Genomic DNA, 19,751 nt, shown 5'->3' on the forward strand with positions numbered 1-19,751 from the left:
GGTGGACAGGAACAGATGAACAAAGAGACATATTTAACAGAATATCCGAAGCATGAAAGTATGAGGGAGAATGTAAAAAAAGATAAAAACAGACTTCACTTTCATATGATGCCGCCGACAGGCTGGATGAATGATCCGAATGGTCTGTGTGAATTTCAGGGTGTGAATCATATTTATTTCCAATATACACCATTTCTTGCCGGATGGGGAACGAAGCTTTGGGGACATTACACAACAAAGGATTGGATTCATTATAAAGAAGAAGAGCCGTTCCTTTATCCGGACGAAGAATGGGACAGAGACGGTGTATATAGCGGATCAGCCTATACCTGTGAAGATGGAATTCACTATTTTTACACAGGAAATGTAAAACTCTGGGATAAAGATTATGATTATATCATGAATGGACGGGAACAGAATACGATTCACGTATTCAGTCCGGATGGAAAGAATATTGCATACAAGAAGCTTGTAATGACCAATGATGATTATCCGGTGAATATGTCCAAGCATGTCAGAGATCCAAAAATCTATAAAAAAGACGGCCGTTATTATATGATCCAGGGAGGCCGTGATGCGGAATCTGATGGCTGTGCACTTTTGTTTTGTTCCGACGATCTGGAACACTGGAAATGGTACGATACGGTGCGGACAGCAAAGCCATTTGGTTATATGTGGGAGTGCCCGGATCTGTTCGAGATTGACGGCCAGCAGATTATGACATGCTGTCCACAGGGAGTAGATCAGAAGGGATATGATTACCAGAATGTGTACCAGTGTGGATATTTTCCGGTAGAGTTTGACCTGAAGAACAAATCATACAGCTTTGGAAAATTTCAGGAATTTGACAAAGGATTTGACATCTATGCGACACAGACATTTGCAGATGAAGCGGGTAGAAGAATCCTGATTGGCTGGATGGGGATTCCGGATGCAGATTATGATAATGATGCAACGGTTGCATATGACTGGATCCATGCACTTACCATGCCAAGAGAACTGGAATGGAAAGATGGAAAGATCTTACAGCATCCATTAAAGGAGATGAAAGATCTGCGTAAAAATGCATTTACCTGCGAGCTGGAAGCATTTACAAAGTGGGCGCCTGCGGACTGCTGTTTTGAACTGAGACTTGACGTGGAAGAAGCAAAAAATCTGGAGCTTAAGCTTCGTGAAGATGTTACAATAAGCTGGAAGGACGGGCTTTTTACCTTATCGATGGGAGAAAGCGGACGTGGAAGAAAGCAGCGCTTTGCTAAGGTGGAAGAGCTTTCGGATATTACCATCTTTTCGGATACATCAGCCATTGAGATATTCATTAATAACGGGGAAACAGTTCTGACAACAAGAGTATATAGTGAACATCTTGAACAGAAAGTAGAGCTTGTATCCAGAGAGGTAAAGGGAAGCGTTCATGGATATGAACTTGGATCATTCGAGGTTGAATATAAAAAATAGATTCCGGACTGCATAAGATATAACAGGTGAATATACGGAAAAGAAAATAAAAATGTGGACAGGTTCCTGAAAAAAGAGGTGCCAGTCCACATTTTTTATACCATAGTATGCAAGAGATGCTGTCAGTGGCAAGTTTTATGTATTGCCATGCATTTGTAAGAAGTAGCAGGTGGCAAGTTTTTTGTATCTGACTTTGTACTAGCATATTAGCAAAGAGAAAATTGCAAAATGTATAAAACAGAGATATTATTATAAAATAAGAATCTGTTATGGAAGATGTGAAATATCAGATAACAGGATATATGGAGTGAAGGTGGTTATGAAAAGTAAAGACTGTAAGATTTCTAAAATAGTAAGAATGCTGATGATGCTTTTAACAGTGATCCTGATCGCCCTGTTTTTGACGATCATGATTCTGGTCAGTAAGATACAAGGGACGGCGCGAGTGGTGAATTATGCAGGCCTGGTCCGGGGAAAGACCCAGCAGATCATCAAGCTGGAGGATGCAAAAGAACCGCAGGATGAGATGATTGCATCGGTAGCCTCTTTCAATGGGATTTGAATCGAAAGATGAATATAATGAGATTATGTTTCTCAGGGAGATCACGCATACTGTCAACGCATTTAACGATATGGCAGATGTGATAAGACTCTATTCTAAAAAACCAGAAACAGCAGAACAAAGGCTTGCCAATCTTTTATCCGAAGTTATGTATGAGGATTCTGAATCGGTATAGTAAGACAACCGGAGTTATGATACAATGAGCACAAGCGAGTCAGGCTGTTCACAGATTTGACGAGCGGCGAATTGGCTTATGGACTTGTCCATAAGATGCCTACACGCAAGAAGCATTTCAACAGTTCCGATTGTCTGATATCGAAAGGAGACATACGATTATGGCAAAAGGATCTGTAAGAAAAAAAGGAAAGAAATGGTACTATCGCTTCTATGTAGAAGATGCAAGCGGTAAAATGGTTCAGAAAGAATATGCTGGAACCGAAAGTAAAAGTGAGACGGAAAAACTTCTCCGCAAAGCACTGGAAGATTATGAAAACAAGAAGTTTGTCGCAAAGGCAGACAGCCTTACGGTAGGGGAACTTCTGGATATGTGGGCGGAAGAAGAACTGAAAACCGGAACACTCAGTAATGGCACAGTGGAAAATTACCTTGGTGCAATCCGATGTATCAAGAAACACCCGATTGCAGAACGCAAACTGAAAACAGTTACCGCAGAACATTTACAGAGTTTCCTTGACCTGCTTACATTCGGTGGCGAGTTTCCAGACGGAAAGGTGCGAAAAGGATACAGTAAAGATTATATCCATTCTTTCTCCGCAGTGTTACAGCAGTCATTCCGTTTTGCAGTATTTCCCAAACAGTTAATCAGTTTCAATCCGATGCAATATATCAAGCTGAAACGACAGGCAGAGGAAGTTGACCTCTTTTCCGATGATGAAGTGGAAGAAGGCACACAGCCAATTTCACACGAAGATTATGAACGACTTATCAAATATCTTGAAAAGAAAAATCCACCCGCCATTCTGCCGATCCAGATTGCATATTATGCCGGACTCCGAATCGGAGAAACCTGCGGTCTTACCTGGCAGGACATTAACCTTGAAGAACAATGCCTGACCATAAAACGCAGTATCCGCTACGATGGTATGAAACACAAAAATATAATCGGACCAACAAAGCGGAAGAAAGCAAGGATTGTTGATTTTGGTGATACACTGACTGAAATATTGAAATCTGCCAGAAAAGAACAGCTCAAAAACCGGATGCAGTATGGCGAATTATATCATCGCAATTACTACAAAGAAGTGCATGTGAAAAACAGGGTATATTATGAATACTACCATCTTGACGGAACACAGGAAGTCCCGGCAGATTACAAAAAAATCTCCTTTGTCTGCCTGCGACCAGACGGCTCATTGGAACTGCCGAGTACACTCGGCATTGTATGCAGATCAGTGTCAAAAAGACTGGATGGCTTTGAAGATTTCCATTTCCATCAGTTGCGTCACACTTACACCAGCAACCTGCTTTCCAATGGGGCAGCTCCGAAAGATGTACAGGAACTGTTAGGTCACTCTGATGTCAGTACTACAATGAATATTTACGCTCACTCAACAAGAAAAGCAAAACGGGATTCCGCAAGACTTCTTGATAAAGTAGCGAGCAATGCTTAAACAAAAATTTCCCTTATTTCCCTTGCGGATTCCGCATAAGGGCAAAAATAAGGGAAAATACATATCATTTCACTATCTAAGAGGCTGTGAGCCTTGAAAAATAAGGAAAGTTCAAGAAATCTCTCCACAAATTCCGATTTCACGATATCATTTCTAATACAGATTTTACCGTATTTTTTAGATTCAGTCCATCTTTTAATCCCAACCGATAGAAAAACTTTTCTGTATCCGCTCCACTGCTGAAAATTGCATTACAGTATTCCGTAATCACTTCTTCCTGTTCTGGGGATAACGTTTCCAGTAATTCCTGGTATTTCTTTTCAATCTCACTTACTGACTCTTTACCAACACAATATTCACCGCTGCAAGTACCAGCCAAGCAGAAGCTGCAATAATTCGAAATGGCAATTTTATCAAAAATCTCAACATATACTGCCGGATATTCTTCGCTTTACTTGTACTCCTGTCAAGACTGAAAAACACATACTGGATGTGTTCATACCTGACTTTCAGCAAACGGCTCTTGACCACTTGTGTAGGTACAGCTTCCCCGTTGATCTGCTGATATGGCTTTGTCGAACATATTGCATCCAGCATCAGCTCTACCAGCTCTTCTACCGTCCCGATTTTGATACGATACCGATTGCATCTGTTGCTTTTATCCATTGCTACGGTGTCAGCGTAAAAGCATTATCACCAGATTCTGCTTTAAACCTATCGAATTCGATAGGTTTAAAATTGGTCATCTGCCTTGTACTCAACAAAACTTTCCGGAAGTGCAATGATAAACTCCCGTCCTTCAATACATTTCCCAGCTGTTCCGCTTGTATTCAGTGTTATCGTATGGATTATGGCATGGACCAAAAAATCACTCGATAAAAAGGAGGGAATCCTGATGTTGATCCTCTATGCCATTTATGTTGTATATATCTGTATACGATAAATATGAAAATTGATTCACTGATGTGATAAAATTCTACCTTTATATTGGAAACAGGAAACAGAAAAATCGCTTGCCGGCAGATAAATTTCTGCCGGCAAGCGATTTTTATTTTTTCAATTAAAATCCTGTCAATCTGAAAAACATCAATTCATTTGCTGATCCGTCGTCTCGTTCCTGTGTCAGCATAATTAACAGAGAGCCGTCATCTAAAAGCTGCATATCTTCCAGCCATGGATAACTGACACCAAATATGTCCTCTGTAGAAATTGCACCTACGTGCGTTCCATCTTTTGCCCAAAATTGTATTTCACGCATATTTCCATCTGCAGCCACAAAACCATTTTCTGTTTCCGCCATGCCTGTAATGGAACCGAGCTTGTCCGGAGAACTGATATCTTCTCCACCTAATTTCAAAAGCTGATTGCCATCATAATCATAGACAACGATTTTTGTGCCTTCATCTTCCACAGCCATGGAGCCGGCAACCATAATATGACTATTCGTGATCTGTACGTCATCTATCATAGAAAACAGTCCCTTGCGTTCTTCATCTTTATTTAATCCGGTCAGTATCCACGGTTCTGCCGTCAGGTTACCGCCTTGATTCGCAATCTTCTGAGTATCACTGTTCACCCAGAAACTGATTCCCCATTCTCCGGATGGATGCATATTCAGATCTCCGTCTACTGTTGTCTGAAGTGCCTTTTTCCCATCTTTTACGCCAATTACATCTCCAATTCCAGGCGAAAGATATAACATTCCACTGCTGTCCCCAGACAAATATTCAAAATCATCGTCTAATTCCATCGAAGATACGAATTCAAGTCCACTTTCTGAATATTCATAAGTATCCAGTTTGTTCTCCAGCAAATGGAACACTTGATTGCCCTGTTTTACAAACTGATGATCCATAATCTGCATAACTCCCTGTGCTTCTTTAAATGGGATATATTCCGGAACGATTGTATAAGAACCTACCATCTGCTCTGCCAATACAGGTTCAACAGGCTCTCCCTCCCATGGCCATGGTGCGTCTTTATTTCCTTCATCCTCTAATTTCAGCACAATTCCTTCTAACAATTCTTTGTCAGAATCATCTATTTCCTGTCCTCTTACTCTGATATCATAGGATGTGCCAGACTGTTCATAACGATACATATACGTTTTTTCTATGGAATTACTTTCCGGCATTGCTGTATATTCTGCATTTCCTATTGTTACAGTGTCCATTTTTCCTTCAGCATATGCCTCTAAATCCACTCCAAAGGCAATTAAACTCTTTCGATATGTATATGAATCCTCCTTGGTCGCTTCTATAGAAATGACATTCTCGGATCCATCTACTGTATCTCCATCAAAAAATCTAACGTAAGAATATTCTTCATCTTTCTTCATATTCTCTTTATCGTAGTTCCATGCCTTCGGATAATACACTGTAAATAAACTTAATTTAAGACTTTCTCTGTCTTTAAATTCTGTTTCTTCCTGCTCTGCTTTTTCCGATTTTTTCTTCTCCGGATTCTTTTTTTGTCCACATGCCGCTATCATCATCATGCATATCATGATACACAGCACACACCATAGTTTCTTTTTCATGGCGTCTTCCCTCCTTTCATGATTTCCACACCCTTTTCAGTTATTCACTGTCACTTTTTACACAGTGGAATGTGTAGTAGTCATCATCATCACTGTAGTCTACTTTCAAAGTACCATCGTCATTTATCATCACTGTAAGAGATGGATTTTCTGATTCAATCGAACAATATCCCAGTGCAACTGACCATGGGAAAGTCCCAATCTCCTCCCCTTTATAAATAACTGTTACATTACGGTCACTTTTGAAATCAAGACGCAGTGCATCATTGATGTTGTCTACTCCTTCCATAGAAGTCTGAGGTCCGTCTCCTAAAAGTTCTTCCACGCTTTCTGCAGCCCACTCACCTATGACTGCATTTTCCTCCTCTGTCAGATAGAGTGCCGGATCCATTGCATCCGTTCCATCCTTTGCAAAAATCACCTTTACTCCCATCTCGAGCATATTATCAAAAGAAATAATATCTTTTCCGATGATTCCCACCATCTCTTCTCCTTCGATGCTCAAGATAAACTGATCATCTTCGACAGACCATTTTCCATTCCCGGTAGTGTCTCCAACTGAAAAGGAAACTTTTCCGTTGTTTTTCACTTCAAATTCAAAAGCACCTCCGAAAGTTTCATCTATACTGACGGACATTCCCATCATCTGAGCGGACACCGCTACCCATTTTCCTTCATACGGGTTCTTCTCTCCTGTTTTTCCGGAGCCTCCACAACCAGTCAATATTATCATACTGATGATAAGCACCAGTCCAAATAACAAATTCAACTTCTTTCTCATAATCTTCTCCCCTTTCAATTACTTCTTATCTGCAAAAAAAGGAGTCAGCAATTCTGCTACCTTACTGATTGGCATTGTCTGCAAGATCACCTTTCCCGGTCCTTTCACAACGGTATTAAAAATGCCTTCTCCTCCGATCAGCATATTTTTTACTCCTTTTACAGCTACAACATCCATAGTGCAGGTTTCTTCCATTGCCGCTAAGTACCCCGTACTGATCAAAATTTCCTGTCCTGCACTCAAATCATACTCCACTGCATGTCCATCAATTTCTACAAACGCGGTTCCATTTCCGCTCAATCTCTGCATAATGAAACCTTCTCCTCCAAATATGCCTTTCCCTAATTTTTTCTGAAAATGCATGGACAGTTCTACGCCTTCTTCTGAAGCAAGGAATGCACTCTTCTGCACGATCATGGAGTGACCGTTGCTAATCTCCAATGCTTTGATCGCTCCCGGAAAACTTGATGCAAATGCAATCATTCCGTCTGCACCTTCTGCGGTATATCTGTTTTGAAACGCAGAATCACCAGACATCAGTCTGCCGAACATTTTCTTCATTCCGCCTCCGGAAATCGTCTCCATTTTCATGTTCGGGCTCATCCAGCTCATACTTCCGCTTTCTGTGATCATAGATTCTCCTGCTGATAATTCACATACAACAACTGGTAAATTTCCTCCTAAAATCTCATATTTTTTCATAACAAAGTTCTCCTTTCTTTTTCATTTTTCTTTTTTGTTTTCATCCTACAACAGTACCTTTTTCATTAAGCTTTGTGGCACATTGCACACACATATCCAGATCATCACAGATTAAAAAGCAATGGTCACATACAAGACGCTTACATATCGGACAAATATTAAAGATCTCTTTCGCCTGATTCAATGCTTTTTGAAATGCTAAATTCTTTTCCCGTTCATAAAGTGTATCATAAATAATCTTCCGATTTTCATTTTCCGGTTTTTTCCCCGCTCTGGAAAAACGAATTGGTGTACTTTTCCATACTGTTTTACATTCCATGCAGCATAGTGAAAAGCAAAACTCATCCGGCGTAGAACAATCTATTAAATCCTTTTTCGTAATATATTCCACATTTTAACCTCCTTGTTAACCTCCTTGCTCTATCACCATCCCACTCTCAGTTCTCCCTCCTTATCCATTTCCTTTATTTTTTCTTTTATCGGGCGGCCACCATTTCGTAATAAAAGCGTAACAGATTCAGAAAGCAAATACTATGGTCACCATTCGTATATTATGCTTATTTTTCAAAATGCGAACGATTAGTATACTATATATAGCGTTTTATTTTTACCTCTCCGCTATATATGCGCAGTATCTTTTTGTGAAAATATAAAAGAGATCTATCGGCAAACAAAAAAAAGACCCTAGCATCATTTCTGATGCTAAGATCTTGATTGGTCATCTTAACTTAATGACATTGCTGTAAAGACTCTTTTTCGTTTACTCAGTTCTGCTATATGTCAGCTTATCTAACTGATCGCATTTTCGAAATAACTCAATATACAGCATTAATTCCTCTCTGACAGTTATCCCCAGTTTTCGATTCATATTTGTATTATGCTTTCTTGCTGTTCCAATACTGATATAAAGCAATGAAGCAATCTCCTGTATCGTATATCCATCAACATAATACTGAAGAACCATCCTCTCTGACGGAGTCAGAGTTTCCACACGCAAAGCAAACGCCTTGAGCATTTCTTCTATATTCGGAGGAATGCCTCCATTTTCCAGTTTCTCCGTATTCCTTTTTTTCTGCATAAAATCAACCAGTGCATCCACTTCTGAAATGCCTGATAAGTTTTCGTCCGTCAGCGTATCCTCCTGCAGTGCTTTTAAACTCCGAAGAATCGGCTTCACAAAACGATGGGACATACCGACAGAAACAACCAATAATAAAATCAGGAACAACAACGTACCGATGATCCAGTCCCTTCGATTGTCCGCTGTTAATTTTTCATAATTCGCTTCTGATATCAATGTCAATACCGCAAGCGGCATACCATTACAACTCTTCAATCCAAGCAGTTCATGCCTGCCTATATAATTCCCGAAAGCGGTAGAATATGTATTATAATATTTTCCTTTCTTCACTGTCATCGTTCTTGATGGTGAAAGATACGTTTCTTTTGTATCTCCGAACATCGCCTTATCCAGATAGATGTTTCCTTTTTTGTCCACAGGAGCCAGTACTGTCACTATATTCCCACAGGAACCTTCCACCATAGGATAAGACAGCCTGAAATACAGATTACTCATCTCCATACCGCACAAACCGCGTACTTTTCCGGTACTGTCTAAAACCGGGACATATAAAAGCTGCACATCCTCCCATGTATCACTCAGCTCCAGCCGGTCTGTCCACAGGCAGCTCTCTACCAGCCGGTTTCCATCAAACTGCATAATCTGTTCATACCCCGACAATGCGGACGTATCAAATTCTAAATTCCAACGGTTATGGAGCTGTACCTGCTCTGCTCTTGCAATATCAGCATTCCCCCTGAAAAAAACTACGTGCTGTTTGCTTGTATTTACTGCCTTTAAATCAGACAGGCGCAGGTAGATTCCCATGCGTGATGTATCTGCATATTCCGTCTTCGTATTTACCGTTGCATCCAATACAACAAAAACTCCACTGCAATACTTCACGTCCAATGCCGATTTCAAGGAGGGATACAACGCAGCCTCCAAATCCATAATCAACTGAGGATTATCATTCAAATCTGAAAATGTCTTTCCATTGACTGTCAGGCATTGATTCAATTCTTTTGTAATGTCTTCCGATAAAGAAATACTTCTCGCCATCATAATATCAGTCTGCTCTGTCATAGTTGACAACGTATTTTTCTGCTGGGCAGACAACATTTCCCGTACTTTAAAATCCATTCCCGGAAGGACTCCCAAAATACTGAGTAATAGAACTGTCACTAAAAAAAGTGTTAGAATCACCACGCACCAATAAACAATCAGTCTTTGCTGCATACGGATGCTTTGTCTCTTTATTCCTTTTATAATCTTCCAAAAATTTATTTTCTTTTCTCCCATATGTCAGCCACCTCTTTTTGCCGATCCGGCAGACATTATTGTGTGTATGCTGCTTTGAAATCCTCTAATGTCTCTGAAACAAGTTTATCCATATCTTCCGGATGTTCCTGCCACTCCAACCGCTTTACTGACAGGGTTTGCCTGATAAGTTCTTCAAACTTTGTTTCCAGATCCAGATAGGAATCCAATTTCGGAGCAGTATAAAATGTATAGTTCTCCTGCGTCTTTAAAAAAGCCTGATACAGGGATACATACATCGGATCACTTAACTTCTCGATCGCCTCCGGAAGGTAAACATCGAAAGCTTCCTGCTTTACCGGCATATATCCAAGACTGGTCACAAATTCCACATTCTTTTGGGCCTCCGTCAGCCATTTAAGAAACGTAATACAGGCTTTTTCTTTTTCCGGTGTAGATTTTACCGTACAAATACCGGCACCCCGCTGCATGACCATCGTTTCTCCCCTGGCAAATACGGGACATGGCATGGAAACAATCTCTACTTTTTCCGATGTATTATCCGCATACGTAACTTCGTCTGAATAATACAACACGCTGGCTGACGAAGCCACCGATACAATCGAATCTCCCGTTCGCAAAGGTTCCGTTGCATAACCGCTGCGAAGCCATACTCCTCCGGACAGTGCCGCTTTTGCATAAGGTTCCCATACTGTTTGAAATTCCGGTCCGAAAGCCAGATTTTCTCCCTTAAAGAAATTTTCACCCAGAGATTCTACACCTACCTGAAAATAGTTAAAATGATAATCATGAACGAAAAAATTCTTTCCATCATCAGGAATGTCCGGCGTCTGGTTATCTGTCCATGCAACATATTGTTCTGCCATTGCGAAGAGTCCTTCCCATGTTTTTAAATCTTCCATCTTCGCTCCTGTTTCTTTCGCGAAACGATCAAATGCTGTTTTATTGATAAACATAACTTCCGTTGATTTTGCTACCGGCAAAATGGAAAGTCTTTCATGAATGACACCTTCTTCCAAAAAAGCCGGAATAAATTCGTTCAGTTCTTCTTCTGTAAAATAATCATAATAATCTACAAGTTCCGTATCATCCGGCATCGCCAGAACTGTTTTAGGATAGGAAACAAACATATCCGGCAGTTTAGAGGCTCCCGGATCTCCAAATGCGGATGCCAGTACATTTTCATGTATCGTATTCGTATTTGTAACACTGCCAACCTGTACTCGGATATTTTCCTCTTTTCCAATCGTTTCATTAAATTCATCAATCAGATCGTTTAATGGCGATTCTGTCTGTCCGCCATATACATGCCACAATGTAACGGTTACCGGATCTTCTTTTTTCTTCTGCCCACACCCTGTAAAAACTATAACCGCAATCATTACCAAGAACAGGCAGCTTCTTCTCATAATATATCTCATATTATTTATCTCCTTTCCAGACAGTGTCTTATAAACAATCTGACATCTCAGCAAAGAACAGAACCATCGGATTGAGACACTTTTACATAGTATATGATATCGGTTTTCAGAGTCTTAAGCACTCCCCATATGGGTAGTAAAATGCTATTTTTAAAATCCATTTATAATCAGATTTTTCTTTGTAACAGCTACCGCCAATTTCGTTTTGGAATCAAAATTCGTTTTCTGCAACATATTTTTGATATGCCATTTTACAGTTTCCGGTGATATACACAAGCTCTCTGCAATTTTTTTATAGGATTCTCCTTCCACCACTAATCGCAGAACTGCTAATTCTCCAGGTGTAAAATCACAGCTTTTCGCCGTTCCGATCATCACAACCGGCGGAGCATCCGGATACACGTTCTCCCCTTTCATCGTACGATCCATAACCTCCAACAGTTCTTCTTTACCGGCATCTTTATACCAAAAACTTTCTACTCCCGCTTTGCGCGCCCTATCAATAAAACTGCACTCTACTAAAGAAGTCACGATAATTACTTTTATCTGGGGCATTGTCTTTTTAATCTTCTCCGCTGCCACAAGACCACTCTCATCATTCTCCGTACAGACATCCATCAAGACAAGTTCACACCTGCTCTGTCTGCATACGGTTTCTGCCATAGCTGCGTTTGTGATAGAAGCCGCCAGACAATATCTCCCACTGGACTGAATATAATTTTCCATATCTTCCCGAGCCATACGCTGGTCTTCCACGATTAGTACCCGTATCATCTCCGCACCTCCTTTGGTATCTTAACGATTATTGAAAATTTTGACTCCGCACAAATTCTCAATGTACCTCCACATTGCTCCACCCTTTTTCGTATACCGGATAATCCTCCTCCTTCTTTGACATCCTTCTCCGTTGTTTGTCCATTATCTGTAATCACCATAATCCATTCTTGTTCCCCACTACTGCATTTTACATACAGTTCGCTTGCCCCTGCATGGCGGACACAGTTGGAAAGTGCCTCCAAAAGTATTATATCCATCAGTTCGAAAATATGAGATTCCCAGACTTGTTCTCCTATATAAATGATTTTCACACCCAAAATCTCCGCTCTTTCCTGCACCTGCCTGTGCAGTTGTTCACCTTTCACAGACTCGTTATCTTTATTCAGCAAGTCTAATGTCTGCTTCCATTGCGAAAGGAAAACATCCCGGTCTGCTTCCGATTCGCGCAGCAACATCCGCTGTGCCGCCAGGACGCTATATCCCAGATTATCATGCACTCTCATTTTCATAGATAACATTTCTTCTTCTCTGGTCAGCGTTATTACATTCTTAGAAAGTTCTTTCATAGCCACAGACATTTCCTGAAGTTTCTGATTTTCTTCCTTCAGCAACACTTTGTTCCGATATAATTCCGACACTTCAGAAGCAAGAACTTGAAAAAAATGATCTCCGGCTGTCGTAATAATCTCTTTCTCTGAAAATTTCCACACACTTCCATCCGCAAAGCAGTATACTTTCAAATCAACATCATAAAATACATTCTCTTTCAGAGGATGTCCCAGTGCTTCCTCCAGTTCTGTAATATTCTGTATATCTCTTCCCGCCAGATTCTGGCAAATTTGATACATTTTTCGATTCATCAGTTTAGGCATTCCGTTCCCATCAAAAAAAACAATTCCACTCGGCAAATTGTCCAGACTTTCCTGAACTGCATTTTCCCTCAGGCAGCTCTTGCGGTACTTATAAATTCCAAAAATCTTCAATCCCACATATAAAAAAACACCAATTCCTATAACAATTAAAATCACATACGGTATTTTAAATAATATCATGGAATCTTCTTCGTAAAACGCCCGTTGCCACACACACAAGACAGCTGTTATAAGGAAAATAACTATAAGCAATACACTGTCCGGCAGCAACATCTTTCTTTGTCTTTTTCCTGTTCCTTCATAAATAACCAGAATCATACACAGCAAAGTCAAAAAAATAAAAAACCAAACAATCGTAATCTGATACTCCGGTGAACAGTTTTCAAATGTTTTTATCATTTGCCGCCACCTCCTCCCAGAATCAGAGAAAGCAGCCATGATCCGTCAAAATCCTGCTCCGCATAAGCTCCATATCGTCTTACAATTTCCTGCAGATCCGTTTTGCATTCCACACTCATAGACATGATGATCCGCGCCTCTCTGCGTTTCAAATTTACATTAAATGCCGACAGATCTTCCAAAGATTCCTCTATGACTGCTTCAAAAAAATCATAAATCTGCATAGCATCTTCACTTCGTATTTCTTCTAACGCGGTGGAAAAACCTGCCTCAACATGATTCCATTCCAGATTCTTTATCGTTTCCCTGAAACATAACTCCAACTCTCTTATCGGAAATTTTACTGTCTGCTCCGCAATAAAAATAAGATTACTACGCCTTTTTATATAGGCTCCGATTACAACTATCTTCCCTAATATTTTTTCCCTTTTGTTCTCATCTTCTTCCATAGAATATGCTTCAATGAATTCCGTCAAAAGTTTACTCTGCCTTGCCGTCTGTTTCTGTATTTTATCATACAACTGATTCTTCACAGAAAGTTTTTCTACTTCTCTTTTTGTTCTCAGATTTTCTTCCTCAATCAGATTCGCATCTTTTAATTCTTCCTTCCGATCTTCAAGCTCTCTTACGATTTCCTGTAATTCTGACAGGTTTTCCTTCCACAACACATAGCCTCCCAAAATTGGTTTTCCCGACAGCCTGATCCCATTTTCTAACATGATCGGACATTGAACTACCTGCCTTACGATTTCCGGTGCAATACATTCCGAATCCTGAGATTGATAAATGCATTTTCCACTCTGATCTGTAATCTGTGCTGAAATTGTAGATGCTGCAAATAATTGTGCGTATCCTGTATTGGAAGGGATCAATCCGCACTGGATGCAGCTTTCAATGATCAAAGCAAACAGAAGGCATAATGCAGCTGTCATATCGCTTGAAAATATTTTCCAGAAGGGCAGATTCAGATAATAGGCGATGCCATAGACAACCGACAGACCATAAGCACCAAAAGGCATCCAAAGCATTTTCCTGTTTTTAATTTTTCTACACCTTAATAGAATAATCAAGAGTGCCACCAGCAGACATCCAAGATCCCAGGCGACTATAGCATAATACATTGCTCCATATCCATAGACTCCTACTTCATAGGAAGCTGCTTCCCCCAGTCTTCCCTCCGGGAAAGTAAAAACTAACTGGTGCAGATCATTCGTTAATACAATCCCTATCAGAAACAATGCCGGAAAAAATAACAGACACCGTCTTTCCGGTAATTTATAATTCTCCGGCTGCCGTATATAAAATGCCAGATAAAGACTGACCGTAGGGAGTAACAGCATAGGAATATAATAAAGATACCAGGCGTAGCGCAGTGCTGTCGGCATCTCATACGGTATTTCAAATTTACACATACGAACGAGCATCCAAAAAACCATCATCACTGCAATCATTATTAAACAACGACGGGGTTCCTTTTGGATAATTCTCTTTTGAAAAGAAATCGCCCATACCAGATAAAGTCCTATATAAATAAAAGGCCTTAAAAGGTGACAAATAGATTGCAGATAAGGATTGGTAAAAGACACATAATGAAGCAGAACTGCCACACCTACGCATAGTACTACACTTCCGATGTATACTGTAAATTTCTTTTTCTCTGACACTGTGCGTACTCCTTCCTGTTACATTTTGCACTATATCTTGTTTGCAGTATATCATAATCTACATTCCAAATTATATCTTTTATTTTTGGTGTATGTACAAAACTCGACTTTGCCATTGCAGCTATATCTCCAACTCCATTTTTTAATGCAATGCTTTGGTCGGACAGACCTTCGTACATTCATAACAGAGTATGCACTCCGTTCCTCTCTTTCGTTTGCGGGATTCCTTATTGACCTCCACATTCATTGGGCAGACACGCAGACATTTTCCACAATGAACACATTTGCTTTCATCGCAGTGAACAAGCAGGATTGAAAAACAGTGGACCGAATATCTTCGCGACTGCGTAGTGGATTGTTGCCGTCTTAAAAACACCAAGAAAATGTCGGGTATAGCGTTTTCCTGCAGTAAAAAGTGCTGTTCCCAACGCAAGGCATCCTCCAATGTAGCTGAAATTCAACAGATAAAACAAGTTTCCTTTAGCCTTCCACAACGTGATTGCCACTGTCTCAAATAACAAAAATAATAGAAATGACGCTATATATTTGCGAAGCACATTATTCTTTCTCATCATTATCCTCTTGCTCCTCTGATTTCTTATTTTTTCTCAGCACATCAATTGCAGGGCCGATGCTGACACCCATCATAACCCCCAGACACATTCCAAGACCAATATCATCTATTAGAAACCCAATAACTATACCTAAGCTTAGTCCGATAGCAATCCAGTAAAATATCATGTTCTTTTGCAGTAAGAGGTAAAATCTTATCTTCCCATATATCCTGTGCATTAGCTAAATCAATAATCCTGTACTCATTGATTTCATACTGTCCTGGTAATGGAATATACTCTTCTATAAATGAATCTTCTATTTCTTCAATAAGTTCTGAATTATCTTCGCCATCATCTTCTAATTTAACCTTCATTTTCTATCATCCCGCTAATTTTCTATAATCTCCCAGTAGCCGCTCTTAGGCGATCCATGTCTTATAAGTATGGATGATGTTTCGTTTTCCTTCTGTCATTTGTATACGATGTCCAGGTCTCTTTTATCTTGCCATAATAAAGGGCCCTCCTAATGATATTTATTGTATCATAGAAGAACCTTATAAACATTATTTTACAGAAAAGGTTTCATACTCTCATGGTTGTCAAAAAAGACACTGACCGCCTTACTGTAAAAATTTTTCCAAATTAGTGAAACCTCTTGAATTATTAGACATAAGATGATAATATCTAATTAAACAGAAAGCACCCACTCCAAAGGTGGATGCTCCGAGTTTAGGTTAATGAATGTCCTTAAGGACACCGCCTATCCTGTGGATCAGACAGGATAGGCATTTTTATTTTCGCTTGTTTCTCTTATCGAGAAAGGCAAGCAACGCTACAATCAAGCTACCAAAGGACATCAACAATGCTAATATCCCAATGAAAATCGAAATGATCTCATAAGCTGTCATCGGCGCCACCTCCCTTCCTATGTATTCCGGTTGCCCGGTATCATAAAACTCGGGAGGCTACCTCTACGCTCCGCTCCGGTCGGCGCTAAACAAGCGTCCCCCGGACGCTTAACGCCCTGTCATGGGTACTTTCCTTAGATAGTATCCTAACATAAGAACTAATGCCTCTGCAAGGGAAAAAATTATTGGTTATCAAGAATAAGGTCTATCATATCTTGCTTTCCATTAGTGTATGCTACTCTATCATCTGCATACTTACTTTCCAGTTCTTCCTTTACCTTCTGATACTGCAAAGCCATATTCTCATTATCATTTAGATAATCTCTGAAATGAATATAATTTTTCCACTCAGTTCCGTTCCATTTCACAATATGAATATGGTGCGTTCTTGTATCATTTTCCATATCGCCCATTACATAAAGAAACTGACGTTCCACATCTGAACCACGATAAAATATTCCCACTTGTCGTAATTGCTCATTATGTAACATTACTTTATCAAAATCAGTTACCCCAACGACAATATCAATAATCGGTTTTGCTTTAATTGCCGGTATTGCTGTACTTCCAATATGCTGTATATCAATAGCATCATCTCCTAATATAGATTTAAGTATTTTGATTGTTTGAATGGCAGCCTCATCCCACTGTTTATCATGTGGTTCAAGCTGCACTATTCCTCTTTTTAATCCTAATGACATAGCAATCTCCTTAATATTACATCACAATTTCACTGTCGAAATATTGTTCCTGAAAATGAATCTGTCTCCTGATTTCTTCCTTTGAAAAAGTTACTCCGTCTGGCACAACTACCCACTTTTCTTCTATATCATCTTTTCTCCGAACAATGGCAATAATTTTACCTGTAAACTTCTTTACTGGTTCATTTACACCTAATATATAAGCGTCCTGCTCTTCTCCATCTGGTGCCATAACTCCTTCAATGTAACCATAATTTATTGGATAATACATATCCTTATATTCAGGATGATAACTTCCTAATGGTCTATCGACTGTGACAGTTACTGTTGTTCCAATTATAGAATTATTTTTTACCTGTAAATACTTCTCTATCAATTTCGGCTGTATCAACGGATATGTCCAGTTCTCAGGCAACTCATCCATAAGCACAACTTTCTCCATTTCGCTATGTAATTCTTTCGCAAACTCTGTTATCTCTGCAAAACAAAGCAGTCCAAATGTTTCTTCACCTGTATCATTTACTCTAGTCTTACCTGTCACCGAATATACACATATTGGTTTTATCTCAAATTTGATAGCTCCAGTCTCTTCCTGCAACTCCCTTTTAGCTGTTTCAAAAATATCCTCTCCAGCTTCTCTATGCCCTCCCGGCACTTCATATGTATCTCTTTCTTTATGTTTGCAGAAAACCCACTTGCCATTACTTTGTGAGATAATTACTGCAAATTTTAATAGTTCATCATTAACTGTATCATAAAATTTTACTTCCATCACATTTTCCCTTCCCATTCCAGCATAAACTCATTCAGAAATTCCTGCATTACAACCTGTCTATGTTCTGCCAGTTTCTTTCCCTCAGTCGTATTCATCATGTCTTTTAACAAGAGCAACTTTTCATAGAAATGATTGATGCTTGTAGAATCTTGATTATTCCGATACTCTTCTTTGTTCATTCCCATTTTAGGTTTTATTTCCGGATCATAAATCTTTCTTCCCCTACTACCACCATATGCAAGTGTTCTGGCAATTCCAATAGCTCCTATAGCATCAAGTCTGTCTGCATCCTGCACACATTTTCCTTCTATGGTATCAGGTACGACTGAATCAGCTCCTGCAAATGAAACTTCATCTATAATTTTGCATACCGCCTCTATCCTTTTACCATCTATTTTGTTAATTGTCATAAAATCAACTGCATTTTTCTTGGTAGCATAAGTGTCCGGAGAAAGCTTAATATCGTCCACATCATGTAACAGAGCCGCCAACCGCACTGTTTTAACATCTGCATTTTCCTGTTTTGCGATTTTAGTAGCCAGTTTATATACTCGTATCGTATGATAATAGTCATGACCACTACTGTCTCCCGAAAATATACTTTTTATAAATCTCTTTTCATTATCTGTCATCTTTTCTCCTAATCAACCTAACAACGCAATATATTGATTTATGAAAGTCATTACTCTCCCCACAAATAGAGCCAAACCAGAGCCATTTGATAAAACAAATGCCGGAAACCCGCATAAATACAGGCTTTCGGCATTTTAGTCCGTTATTCAAACTCGCAAATAAAATCTTATCACTATACACTTTTGTATAGGGATTATGGTTCTATCTGGTTTTATATGTGTTCCACTGTCCAAAGTCCACAGACTGTACTGAACGGTGTTATCAATTTGTTATCACATCTCTGTTATCAATCAAAGATTCTCGTGATATCCTGATATCGGTTAACTACACGATAAATCTCTACATATTCGTTACCGACCTTGTAGATAATAACATAATCTTCCCATATCGCATATTTATAATCTGTCCGAAAGCTGACCCGTTTGGAGAGATCCGACCCCATTTCAGGAAACATCTGAAGGTTTTCAAATTTACCGTAAATTTCCTTTATGGTCTTTGCTGCATATTCTTCGTTATCTTCAGCAATATAATCTCGGATGTTTTTCAAATCCTTTGCAACAATCGGATTGATCCGCAATTTTAACATCTTATTCCCCCACAAGTGCTTTCAGTTCGTCCAGATCCAGCCAACCTTCGCCATCTTTCACTGCTTCTTCAGCTTCCTGCAGCTTCAAGAGAAGCTTTTTCTCTGCACGGTCACGCTCATAATCTTCAATATCCATGACAACGAAACGTCCTCTGCCATTCTTAGTCAGATATACTGGTTCTCCTTTATGACATTTTTTCAGGACTTCATTATAATTTCTCAAATCAGATACTGGTAAAATATTTGCCATATTCTTTCAGCTCCTTCCTTTGATTTTAAATTGTTTCTGCTACTTCTATTATACACAAAAAGCTGTAAAATTCAACGTAGATTTTTACAGCTTTTATTTTATCATTTCTATATATTTTTATCACAATCTATTTCAAATATTGAGAAAAAATCGCCTCCATTTCTTTATTTCCTTTAGCCATGAGCAAAACTCCACAC

At 39.4% G+C, this 19,751-nt stretch carries 22 protein-coding genes and 1 pseudogene; 4 read left to right on the forward strand and 19 right to left on the reverse strand.

Annotated elements, in window-relative coordinates; all coding sequences use genetic code 11:
• Positions 1-15 precede the first annotated feature (15 nt).
• The 4 genes and pseudogenes from PGR14_RS12425 (at position 16) to PGR14_RS12440 (ending at position 3,651) form a co-directional block, all read left to right on the forward strand.
• Positions 16-1,458 carry a glycoside hydrolase family 32 protein gene (locus PGR14_RS12425; protein WP_117824042.1) on the forward strand — a complete coding sequence of 481 codons (1,443 nt, stop codon included), beginning with the start codon at positions 16-18 and terminating at the stop codon, positions 1,456-1,458.
• Between the two features lie 319 nt (positions 1,459-1,777).
• Positions 1,778-2,020, forward strand: coding sequence for a hypothetical protein (locus tag PGR14_RS12430; protein ID WP_270223497.1), 243 nt, complete (start codon positions 1,778-1,780; stop codon positions 2,018-2,020).
• A pseudogene (locus tag PGR14_RS12435) lies at positions 2,007-2,195 on the forward strand (helix-turn-helix domain-containing protein); the annotation flags it as partial. The gene PGR14_RS12430 and the pseudogene PGR14_RS12435, both read left to right, overlap by 14 nt.
• Before the next feature lie 160 nt (positions 2,196-2,355).
• The gene (locus PGR14_RS12440; RefSeq protein ID WP_195509553.1) at positions 2,356-3,651 is read left to right on the forward strand and encodes a tyrosine-type recombinase/integrase; all 1,296 of its coding nucleotides are present in this window, start codon (positions 2,356-2,358) and stop codon (positions 3,649-3,651) included.
• A gap of 330 nt (positions 3,652-3,981) precedes the next feature.
• Here PGR14_RS12440 and PGR14_RS12445 read toward each other — a convergent pair whose 3' ends face one another.
• From PGR14_RS12445 to PGR14_RS12540, 19 genes are all read right to left on the reverse strand, one after another.
• A complete protein-coding gene (locus tag PGR14_RS12445; protein WP_270223501.1) occupies positions 3,982-4,317 on the reverse strand; it encodes a DUF6017 domain-containing protein in 336 nt (111 codons plus the stop codon).
• Between the two features lie 394 nt (positions 4,318-4,711).
• Positions 4,712-6,190, reverse strand: a complete 1,479-nt coding sequence (locus PGR14_RS12460) for a hypothetical protein (RefSeq protein WP_195368888.1) — start codon at positions 6,188-6,190, stop codon at positions 4,712-4,714.
• 40 nt (positions 6,191-6,230) lie between these two features.
• Positions 6,231-6,971: a hypothetical protein gene (locus tag PGR14_RS12465; protein ID WP_195509554.1), complete on the reverse strand. Its 741-nt coding sequence runs from the start codon at positions 6,969-6,971 to the stop codon at positions 6,231-6,233.
• Between the two features lie 18 nt (positions 6,972-6,989).
• A complete protein-coding gene (locus PGR14_RS12470; RefSeq protein ID WP_055156124.1) occupies positions 6,990-7,673 on the reverse strand; it encodes a TIGR00266 family protein in 684 nt (227 codons plus the stop codon).
• 40 nt (positions 7,674-7,713) lie between these two features.
• A complete protein-coding gene (locus PGR14_RS12475; RefSeq protein WP_055156125.1) occupies positions 7,714-8,064 on the reverse strand; it encodes a hypothetical protein in 351 nt (116 codons plus the stop codon).
• Positions 8,065-8,433: 369 nt separating this feature from the next.
• Positions 8,434-9,876 (reverse strand): helix-turn-helix transcriptional regulator, encoded by a 1,443-nt coding sequence (locus PGR14_RS12480; RefSeq protein WP_270223502.1) that lies wholly within the window; start codon positions 9,874-9,876, stop codon positions 8,434-8,436.
• Between the two features lie 194 nt (positions 9,877-10,070).
• The gene (locus PGR14_RS12485) at positions 10,071-11,435 is read right to left on the reverse strand and encodes an extracellular solute-binding protein (protein ID WP_330378271.1); all 1,365 of its coding nucleotides are present in this window, start codon (positions 11,433-11,435) and stop codon (positions 10,071-10,073) included.
• Positions 11,436-11,585: 150 nt separating this feature from the next.
• A complete protein-coding gene (locus PGR14_RS12490) occupies positions 11,586-12,209 on the reverse strand; it encodes a response regulator transcription factor (RefSeq protein ID WP_055248353.1) in 624 nt (207 codons plus the stop codon).
• A complete protein-coding gene (locus PGR14_RS12495; protein ID WP_270223503.1) occupies positions 12,206-13,483 on the reverse strand; it encodes a sensor histidine kinase in 1,278 nt (425 codons plus the stop codon). Before PGR14_RS12495 ends, PGR14_RS12490 begins: the two co-directional genes overlap by 4 nt.
• Complete coding sequence (locus tag PGR14_RS12500; RefSeq protein WP_330663472.1) at positions 13,480-15,147, reverse strand: histidine kinase N-terminal 7TM domain-containing protein; 1,668 nt, start codon at positions 15,145-15,147, stop codon at positions 13,480-13,482. Before PGR14_RS12500 ends, PGR14_RS12495 begins: the two co-directional genes overlap by 4 nt.
• 142 nt (positions 15,148-15,289) lie before the next feature.
• On the reverse strand, positions 15,290-15,523 hold the full coding sequence (locus PGR14_RS16275; protein WP_334297087.1) for a 4Fe-4S binding protein: 234 nt from the start codon (positions 15,521-15,523) through the stop codon (positions 15,290-15,292).
• The gene (locus tag PGR14_RS12505; RefSeq protein ID WP_330586417.1) at positions 15,438-15,722 is read right to left on the reverse strand and encodes a hypothetical protein; all 285 of its coding nucleotides are present in this window, start codon (positions 15,720-15,722) and stop codon (positions 15,438-15,440) included. Before PGR14_RS12505 ends, PGR14_RS16275 begins: the two co-directional genes overlap by 86 nt.
• Positions 15,723-15,823: 101 nt before the next feature.
• A complete protein-coding gene (locus PGR14_RS12510; protein ID WP_055156132.1) occupies positions 15,824-16,075 on the reverse strand; it encodes a hypothetical protein in 252 nt (83 codons plus the stop codon).
• 417 nt (positions 16,076-16,492) lie between these two features.
• The gene (locus PGR14_RS16130) at positions 16,493-16,609 is read right to left on the reverse strand and encodes a putative holin-like toxin (RefSeq protein ID WP_022085598.1); all 117 of its coding nucleotides are present in this window, start codon (positions 16,607-16,609) and stop codon (positions 16,493-16,495) included.
• Positions 16,610-16,791: 182 nt separating this feature from the next.
• Positions 16,792-17,310, reverse strand: a complete 519-nt coding sequence (locus PGR14_RS12515) for a GrpB family protein (protein ID WP_055156133.1) — start codon at positions 17,308-17,310, stop codon at positions 16,792-16,794.
• Positions 17,311-17,326: 16 nt separating this feature from the next.
• Positions 17,327-18,082 (reverse strand): NUDIX domain-containing protein, encoded by a 756-nt coding sequence (locus PGR14_RS16135; protein ID WP_082428333.1) that lies wholly within the window; start codon positions 18,080-18,082, stop codon positions 17,327-17,329.
• Positions 18,082-18,717, reverse strand: coding sequence for an HD domain-containing protein (locus PGR14_RS12530; protein WP_055248363.1), 636 nt, complete (start codon positions 18,715-18,717; stop codon positions 18,082-18,084). The genes PGR14_RS16135 and PGR14_RS12530 overlap by 1 nt, the downstream gene beginning before the upstream one ends.
• A gap of 287 nt (positions 18,718-19,004) precedes the next feature.
• Positions 19,005-19,304, reverse strand: a complete 300-nt coding sequence (locus tag PGR14_RS12535) for a type II toxin-antitoxin system RelE/ParE family toxin (RefSeq protein WP_055248365.1) — start codon at positions 19,302-19,304, stop codon at positions 19,005-19,007.
• A gap of 1 nt (position 19,305) precedes the next feature.
• Positions 19,306-19,554 (reverse strand): type II toxin-antitoxin system prevent-host-death family antitoxin, encoded by a 249-nt coding sequence (locus PGR14_RS12540; protein WP_055248367.1) that lies wholly within the window; start codon positions 19,552-19,554, stop codon positions 19,306-19,308.
• Positions 19,555-19,751 lie beyond the last annotated feature (197 nt).

The organism is Coprococcus sp. AF99-45, assembly GCF_027663865.1.
GTDB classification, from domain to species: Bacteria; Bacillota; Clostridia; order Lachnospirales; family Lachnospiraceae; genus Allocoprococcus; species Allocoprococcus comes.